General features: G+C 28.2%; 1 protein-coding gene. It reads right to left on the bottom strand.

The genetic code is table 11. The features are described 5' to 3' along the window. Positions 1 to 41: 41 nt before the first annotated feature. Positions 42 to 10760, bottom strand: a 10719-nt coding sequence (locus tag H8R92_RS12735; RefSeq protein WP_186835651.1) for an immunoglobulin-like domain-containing protein, incomplete at its 5' end; no start/stop codon positions are given.

Genomic DNA, 10760 nt, shown 5'->3' with positions numbered 1-10760 from the left:
TAATTTTTTAAATCACATGAGCTTAATCTCTCTTTCATATTTTATCTAAATTCAAATATCAATTTAAATTTACCTCTAACTTTTCCTCCAGCAAAATTATTTCCATATTTAGCTGTAAGTCCAAATTCAAGAACTTTACCTTCTATAGTTCCATAATCCTTAATATAGTAATCTGGATTCTTTAACTTTTCATCTTCTTCAGTGCCAGATGGTGGATTTTCACCTTCTTGATCACTTGAATCAGTACGTGATGATGGTTGTTCTTCATTACCTTCTTCATCACCTTCACCTTCTGGTGGTTGAACAGTACCAGTATCACTATTATTCTTAGATGGTAAAGTAATATCACTTTTGTTACCACTAGCTTCCTTCATAGTTGTAATTTTCGTTTGAGCCATATCAGTGGTTAACCATAATGGTGATGCTTTAGTAAATACCTTTGTAGTTTCTGTTGGTAATTCTGAGTTTTCCCCTTCTCCTATATTTTCATCACCTACATTAGTTCTTTCTATAAAATATAAACCTAATGCCATTTTTCTTAATGCTTCAAATTTATTTAAAGAGTTAAATTCAAAATTATCTCCATTAACTAACTCTAAATCACCTTCACTCTTATTTAATCCTTTAACATAAACTTCCATCTTAGAGTTAGGATTATTATTTTTAATTCTAATTTTTGATGATACAAACCTATCCTCTATATTTTCTGCTGTACCATTTTCTTTTAATAAGTTAGTTACTACTTGGAATGGAATATCTGTAGTTACTGTTGCTTTAATTGTTTTAACTACATTAACATTAATCTTATACATAGTTATATTTCCATGAGTATCAGTAACCTTATAATTTACTGGATAAGTACCAACTTTATCTGGTTTAACTTCCCCTTCAATTTCAACTTTTAAGTCTTTGTCATCATCTTCTACGTCTGATATGCTAACTAAACTTCTAAAGTATGATTCCATATATGCTTCAATGTTGTCTTTCATACTATTTAATTCAACAGTTACAGTTCCTACTTTTTCTCCTTGTTCTGTAGTTTCATTTTGTACTACATCTTTTTTAGGATCTATTTCAGGTGAACCATACACTTGAATTGTTCTATATTCAGTTGTAGTTCTTCCCCAACTATCAGTCATTGTATATTCAATATTATATATACCTGATTTATCAAATTTATAGTTAAAGGCAGTCATATCTATTTCTAAATTAGCATCTATAGTTCCTTCATTTGAGGTATCCTTATTAAATACAGTTGTACTATCATTTGAATTTGTACTATTAGTAGTTCTACTAAATATACTTCTAACTCCACTTGAAGAAGTAACTTTATTTGCATTTTGAGTAACTGTTTTATTAATTCCTAGTTCTGTACATTTTATAACTAGTTTAACCTTTTTATTTAATACATCATCTATTTGATCTGAAGTTACAACTCCTTGTAAAAGATCATAAGTATTATTTACAGGAACCCTTTGGAAGTCAATTCCTTTAATTTCAGGTGCTTCATTATATACTGGCATTAATATAGGTTGCTCTGGATTCTCTGAATTATCCTTAAAATAAAATCTAACATTATTTAAGTTATCTTCATCTTTAGCACCTTCTCTGTAATCAACCTTAGAATTACTATTTGGATGAGGGTCACCCATTATATAAAATGTTGAAGGAGCTTTAAACCTAATTTCTAAATAATCTCCTGGATAAACTAGCTGATTATTAAAAGAATTGAAGTTTGGTCCATTTTCATTATTTGTTGAACTATTTGATGAAAAGTTTTTCACTATATTTTCACCACTATTAGTACCTCTATATAATCCAATAGATAACACATCTCTTGTTTCACCATTATCTTGATATATTATTTGTGCACCTGTAGTAGTAACATCTAACCTTCCAATAGCATTACTATTAATTGTACTTGCTTGTTGTTGGCTCATTGAATTTCTTGGCACAACTTTTATTCTAAATGGATTTAATCCCCCTACATCTACAACTGCAATAATATTTTGAGATTTACTAGTAATTTCTTCATCACTATAATGAGCTACAAGTCCTTCTTTTGTAATATCAAAAGTAACTTTATCTAAATTGTACCTATTTTGAACTCCATCACTATAATCTTCAAAAACATCTCCTAATATTTCTCCACTTATACTAAGTCCAGGTGTTTGGAATGCTAAAACTTGAATTTTATATCCATATTCCATCTCTAAAGTTTTTAAGCCTTGTATTTCAGGTTTTGTATGAGCATTATCTTTTGAATTAATTGCAATATTTTTTATAAGTTGATTATTTTTATTCCAAATCTTTATAGTATAAAAATCGCTCTTCTCCATACGTTGACTTATTTCTCTATTTAAAGCGTCAACATCAATTTTAACTTTTTCATTTGTGACATCAATAAATTTTAAACTAAAAGCAGTATCATCATCATATCTATTATTTCCAAGACTTTTATGCCCTCTAAAACTAATTTTATATCTTTCCATACCAGGCTTTATTTCTATATTTCTAGTTTTACTTGATGTACGCCCCCAACTATCAGCTACAGTATAAGTTAGTAGATATCTTCCAGGTTTCTTAGGTTTTCCTTTACCTTCATCTATATCATCATTTTCAGAATCATTTTCTGATGAATTTGTATCAGTTGATGAATTATTATCACTTATTCTAGTACTTCCTTCTTGTTGTTGTCCATTTCCTTGATTATTTACTGATTCACTAATTAATTTAAAACTAGTTTCAATTTTATCAGCACTTATGTCTCCATCAATTTCATCATATACAGTTACACCTTCTGTTATTTCATAAGTTTCCCCTAAATACTTACTAAACAATCCACTTTCAACTTCTTTTATATTAATAATTGGTGCTTCATTATATAATGCTTCTAATCCCCAATCAGTAACTTCAAATCTTACATTAACAATATTATCTTTCTTTACTTTACCAGAGTTATAATCTTCTTTAGCATTTACAACTCCTCCAGTAATTCTTAACATAGATGTAACAGGCTCTTTTTTACTTGATTCTTCGGGCACTTCAGGAACATTAGGTGTTTCAGTAGTATCTTCTGGTTCATTTGAGCCTTCTGTAGAACTTTCAGAAGATTTCATATTAATCATATCAACATTTTCATCTTCTACTATTTGAGAATTATTGCCACTAACTTCTTCATCTAAGTCAGAAGCATATAAAGAAATATAATCACCATATTCAAGTTCCCATGATTCTAATTGATTTAATTCTTGAGAGTTACCTGTAATATTTCCATTTAAAGATAAATTTTTTCCGCTTATTTCTTTACCTTCTTTGTTATATGCAACTATTTTAATAGCTACTTGATTTTCTCTAGATGAATCTATGGCTATATTATTTTTATTTTTAACTTCTAATTTTATTTTAATATTATTTTCAGAAACAACCTCTTCTTTAAATCCAATGGTAAATACTCTTCCTTTTAACTGTGTAGTTGTTTCACTACCATTTGAAGAATCTCCAATAGAATCATTACTTCCATTGCTATCTCCAGTTGAACCAGATTCGCTAGAACCTTCTGATGATGAACCATCACTTGAACCTACATTTTCATCATTAATATTTTCAATTTGTTCATCCTCTGTTCCAGTTCCTTCTGATGTATTTTCATTAGTGTTTCTTGAATAAACATTTATTTCATTACCTACTATATTACTAACAATTTGTACTGGTCTTGTAACTGTACCATCTCTTCCCCAACTATCCGTAACTATATAAGTAATATTATAAAGTCCTACCTGATCGTAATTAACTAAACTTTCATCCACCCCAACATTGGTTGCTTCTATACTTCCATCATGATCATCAATAACTGTTAAATCTTTGTTATAGTCATATATTTCACCTTTTTTAACAATTATTCTTCCATTATTTTTACTATTATCGTTTTTTCCTGGATAATTTATAACAGGTGCTTCATTATAAACAGCTTCAATTTGAGTACTTCCTATTTTAAATCTTGTATTTTCCAATGCATCTTTTTCACTTTCTTGAATACCATTAGAAAAATCTACATTTGTATAAAATTGATTTTGCTTATCACTATGAGTAATATTACCTGTAATGCTTAATTTTTCTGGATATTTAGTTTCAATACCAATATACATACCTTCAGTATATGGTAAATCATTAATTCTATTAACTTGTTCTTCAGGTATTACTTGATTTCCTACTATTTGTAATGTTTCAGTGGTATTACCATTAGAATCATATACAGAAATAGATAATACATTATCACTGTCTTCACTATATAGTGCTTCTGTAGGATTTTTATAAATATGAAGCTTTTTAGTTATTTCATCAAAACCTAACTCTAGATAGTTACTTTCATTATTTTTAGATTTAAAATTCAATCTTACAGCATCAATTTCATTTTTATGAACAATATTATATTTTCTAACTTTTGTTACTGTTTTTCCCCAGCTATTTGTTACTTTATATGTAACTGTCTTTTCACCTAAAACTGAAGTATCTATACTATTGTTATTATTGCTATTATCACCAGTGCTGTTAACTGTATATGTTACTTTAGAAATTGGAACATTCTCACTTTCATCACTTACAGATACACCAGCTAAATAACTAATTTCTCCACCTCTTTTTACTTCTACAGACTTATCTCCTTCATCAAAAGTTATAACTGGAGTTGTTGGTGTTATTTCTTGTAATCCATTTTCAGTTATTTTAAATCTAACTTCATCCATCTTGGAGCCTAATCCATTTTCATAATTTTTACTATTATTCTGGATATTACCTTTAATCTTTACTTTATCAGCATTTGATGACCATATACTTATACTATCACCTATATTAAATGTATAATTAATTAAATTTGCCAATTGTGATTTTATATTTTCTAAAGTGATTTCTACTGTATTTGCTACACTTGAATTAACTACAACATTTCCATTAACATCAAATATTTTTATTCTAAATATTTTCCCTTCATTAGATTCCTCTGAAGAATCTTCTGTTGATGGTGATGTTTCTCCAGTTCTACTTTCCTGCAAATCATTTTCTGTTTGTCCATCTTGAGAATTATTCTGTTGATTATTATTGCTTATTGTTCCATTAATAATAAATTTCTTATTATTTGCATCAAAATCAATTTTAAATAATAAAGAACTCTCTTCATTTAGTTTGTATACTTCAATAGCATTATTTTCAACTTTAGATACAACTTTAATAGTTCTTACTTTTCTTGTAGTTCTATTCCAACTATCTGTTACAGTATATGTTATTTTATGTGTTCCTAACTCACTTGTATCTATTGTAGTTGGCGATACAGTAAATTCAAGATTATCATCTCCATTATCATCTCTAACTGATATTCCATCACGCAAATCTATATTTGTTCCTTTTACAACTACTTTTACATCTGATTCATTAAATCCATTTATTTCTGGAGCTTTATTATAAATTGCCTTTAAGCCTCCATTTTCAGGTTTAAATCCAACATTATTCATAAAATCAAGATTGTTAATACCATCTGAATAATCTTCATCTATATTAACATCACCATTACTTTCCTTTATAATATCTCCAGTAATTTTAAGATTTGGTACAAGTATTGGCTTATTAGATTCAGAAGTTCTAAATGGAATACTATCTTCCTCAGTTCCAGCTCTCCAAACTCTAATAATATCAGTGGCTTCATAACTTACTTCATTTAAATCATTTAATTTTGATGTAGTTCCTTTATCATTACCTTGTAAAGTTTCCCTAAACTTTATTCTTCCATCAGCTGCTTTTATTTGAATAGAGAAAATATCTTTTCTTGGATTACGTACATCTAAGTATTCATCTTTTTTATTTAATACTTCATACTTTCCTGTTAAGGTGTTAAATCCAATTTCAAATGCTGGCTCTTTTTTATTACTTTCTACAGTAGAATCCTGATTTATATCACCAGAATTTTCTGAATCACCAACACTATTATCCCCACCTACATTTTCATTAGTATTAGATGCTGTTCTAGCTTTTAAATTATCACTTTCTTCAGCATAAACTTTAATTCTATTTTTGTATAAGTTAGGTCTAACAACTACCTTTCTCGTTGTTGTACCTGTTCTTCCCCAGCTATCTATATATGTATAAGTTACAGTTCTTTCACCTAATACACTAGTGTCTATTTCAGTATCTGTGTCACCATTTTGCTTATTAGTTATAGTATAACTTAAAACATTTCTTGTAGGTGTTGTATTAGATGTAGCTACACTTGGCGTATTAGTATTTCCTTTAAGAGTTCCATCTGCATTTATATCATCATGATCATCTGTAACTTTCACTCCATTTGTAAGATTAAATGAAGTATCACCTTGATATACATCAATTGCATCAGCAGTTATCTGTGGAGCTTTATTGTATTTAGGTTCTATTCCTTGTGAAGTGAAATAAAATCTTGTATTTGCAAAAAGATCTTCACTTCCACCTAATGTATAATCATGATTATTAACCTTATCTATAGCATTTCCAGTTATAAATAATCTATCAGGTGCTTTTGCCCAAAATTCAATATAATCTCCCTCTTTAACATATTTATCATTAAAACTATTAAACTTATTATCATTACCATTATCAGTTCCTATAAATCTTTGCTCAATAGTATTTTCATTCTTTCTAACAAGTCTTATTGTTAATGAATGAGATCTATCTTCATATTTTATTTGTCCACCTCTAGCTGAAATGTGTAGCTTTCCAATAAATTGACTGTTTTGTCCCTTATCTGAAATATCATAATTTATTTTAAAAGCTTGTATTCCACCGAAATCTAAATTAGTTATAACATTCTTTATGGAAGTATTTAAATCTGAATCTACATACTTTGCTTTTAATCCTTCTTTCGTTAACTCAAATGTAACATACTCAACATTCATTTTATTTCCAACACCATCAGAGTAGTCTTCTTTTACATCTCCTAAAATTTCACCTAGTATACTAAGACCTGGTGTTTGGTAAGCTCCAATTTTGATTTTATATCCATATTGAAATTCCGTTGTATTTAACTCTGTTAATTGAGTATTTCTCGTTGGATTTTCTTTTGCATTAAGTGTAATATCTTTTACAATCCCACCATTTTCATTCAATACTTTTATATTATAAAAATTCTCCAAACCACCATTATTAACATATCTATCACTAATTGGTCTATCTTTAGCTACAACAGAAATTAATACTTTATCACTATTTTCTATATGATTAAATTTTAAACTAAAAGCAGTTATATCATTATAATTATTAGTATTTCCTATACGTTCATGTCCTCTAAATGTAATTTCATGTCTTTCTATACCATTCTTAATAGTTAGTTCTCTAGTTGCTTTTGACTCACGTCCCCAACTATCAGTTACCGTATAAGTTACAATGTATGTTCCTACTTTAGTTGGCACTGGATTTTTTACAGTTTCTGTAGTTCCATTATTCCCACTTGAATCTTCAGTAGTTTCCTGTCCACTTTCTAATGTAGTTCTTGAACCTTCTGATGGTTCAGGTGTAGTTGTGTTTTCTGATGATACAACTTTTTTAACATAAGTTGCTGTAATATCTTCAACACTTATATTGGTATCTTTATCATCAGTTACTTTCATATTTTCAGTTAACTTATAAGTTTCACCTAAATAATGAGAAAATCTTGTTAATTCAGGTATAGAATCATTTATAGCTTGTGGTTGTGTTTCTGATGTAGATGATGTTAACATTGATATTACTGGTGCTGAGTTATAAACTGCTCTAAGACCATCTTCTGTACTTTCAAATCTTACATTGATCATTTGATCTTCACTACTTATCCCATCAGCATAATTTTCTTCTGTAATATTAGAATCATCTTTATTAACACTTCCATTAATCTTTAATTTATTAGATTCTTTGCTCCATAAACTTACATAATAACTTTCATACATATTTATTTTTTCTAATTGCTCTTTAAACTCTTCATAATTATAATCGTTATTTAAAGTTGCAACTCCAACTTGAGTCATTTGTTCATTAAAAACTTTAATTTCAAATACTTTATTATCAGTATTTTCATTTAATGCTACTCTAAAAGAATTATTTTCTTCTAGCCCAGGTGGTGATTGTTCTTCTGATCCTCCACCTATTGTTGAATCACTTCCTGATTCAGAATTTAATTCTATCTTATTAAATGTTAATTTATTTGTTACTGTATCAAAACCTATTTCAAATAATTTATTGTTATTATCTCCATCAAGAGATATTATATTATTTTCAACCTTAGATACAACTCTAACATTCCTTACCTTACTAGTAGTTCTTCCCCAACTATCAGTTACTGTATAAGTTACACCATAAACATTAACTACATTTGAATTAAAACCATCTGAGTTAATAGTTACTTCATCTATACTAATATTATCAATATCATCTTTAACCGTAACTCCAGATTTAAAATCAGGTGTTTCTCCTTTTATAACTTTTAAATCAGTTAATCCAATAAACTCAGGAGCACTATTATAAATAGCTTCCAATCCATCTGTAGTAAGCTTAAATCTAGTATTTTGCATTTGATCAGCTGTTTTGAATCCATCTTCATACCCATTTTTGCTTACACTTGAAGAAGTATCTCCTTCACTTGGCAATTGTTCAGTTTCTCTAGCATTTTCTTCTTTATTATTTGTATTTTTAATAACATCTCCAAATATTCTAACTCTATTTAACTTATTTGAATCAGTAGATACAAATTCTATAGTATCACCATACTTATAATCAATATTTAAGGCTTCTATAGCATTCTTTATTTGAATACCTGATGCATTACCCTTTATAGGTAAATCACGAACCTTCTCTCCATCTCTATAAGTTCTTATTCTAATGACTTCCTCATTTATACCATTAATAGTTCCAGTAGTAGCATCTTCAAACTTTAATTTACCTGTGATGTCATCAAAACTAATTTTTAAAATAGAATCATTGGTGTTATCAGTATAAAATTTAACATAATTTTGTTCCAACTTATTTTTAGGTAATACTGTCACTTTTCTTGTTGCAGTTCCAGTTCTCCCCCAACTATCTGTATATTGATAAGTTACTGTTTGCTCTCCTAGCTTATACTTATCAAAGTTTATTACTTTAACAATACTTAAGTCTTTAACGACTCCATCATGGTCATCATTTATAGATACTCCACTAGTAACATTCAATTCTTCACCTCTAACAACAGATAAATCACCTGTAAATGTGAATTGCGGTTCATTATTGTGAATATATTTTAACTTATCACCATTCATTTCAAACCTAACATTATCTATATGATCTCTATCAGATATTCCATTTAAATAACTTACATTATTAGGCTTAGCTTCAATTTTACTATCACCATCAATTTTTATATCTTCAGAGTTTAATGCCCAAACTGAAATTCTATCACCATCATTATATGAATATCCATCTAATCTATCTAATGTAGATGAAAACCCTGTTTCATTTCCTCTAATGGCTATTTCTCTTTTAACTTTTTTACTGACTCCATCTATAATCTTAATTTTAAAAGCTGCTCCAGAATATCCTTTTATAGCTTGATTATTATTTGATACTCTATTAACTTCTATTTTATGATTTACAGAATCAATAGTAATATTAAACAACTCATCAGTACTTCCTTTAGAATAAAACTTAAATTTAACTTGCTCTAAATCATTCTTAGGTTCTACTTTTACTTTAACTTCTTTAGTTGTAGTTGCACCCCAACTATCTGATACAGAATAAATAACAGTTTGTTCACCTAACTTCATATTATTAAATTCAGAAGTAAGTAAAATTAACGGAATATTATTTTGGCTATCAAATTCATCACTATAAGTTACATTTTCTATTAAATTTATAGTATCTCCTCTTTTTATAGTTTTCTTTAAATTTTCACTTTCATTTTCAAATCCAGTAACATTTAATGTTGGTGCAGTATTAGTTACTATTTCTAATCCACTATTAGTAATTTTAAATCTACGTTCTGTTTTAGGTTTAAATTGAACTCCATTAGAATAATTCTCATTACCTTGATTAGTTACTCCATTCATATATAATTTTGATTGTGATTCTTTATGATAAACATAAATATAATCACCAATTTCATATGGCACGTTATTTAAAGCATTTGCAGCCTCACTTCTTTCATTTCCTCTAATTACAACTTCTTTCTTTAAATTCATTTTTGAGTCATACAATTCAAATCTAAAGTACTCATCTGCATCATTAGTATTCATAATACGCATGTCCATATCTGTTACTTTTATAAGCTTTTTATTAGTATCAAATTTAATTTTAAATCTTTCATCTTTACCATTACTATATCTAACACCTTTTACTGTAAAAACAACATCTGATAATGATGTAGGTGTAGTTGAAGTTCTAGATTCTAGATTTAAACTTGAAACATCTTCTTCAGTTTCATTTGGACTTTCACTGCTTATGTAAGTTATAGTTCTATTGGCACTAGTTACTCTACCCCATGAATCTTTTACGCTATATGTCACCAAGGTTTTATTTTCTTCTAACTTTTTAGATGAAACTTGAATACTTGAATTTTGTATTTCATCATGGTCATCAGTAACACTTATTCCTTGAAGTAAAGCATCTTTATTTTCCGAATCAACCTCTATATCATTTACTCCATTTATAACTGGTGCTTCATTATATATTGTGTTGATTCCTTCTTTTTTAATTTGGAATCTTACATTGTTAATATAATCTAATGTTGATACACC

Source organism: Clostridium lentum, assembly GCF_014287815.1.
Lineage (GTDB): Bacteria > Bacillota > Clostridia > Clostridiales > Clostridiaceae > Clostridium > Clostridium lentum.
The sequence above is the reverse complement of the archived record's forward strand: the minus strand, read 5'-3'. Positions and strand labels throughout refer to the sequence as shown.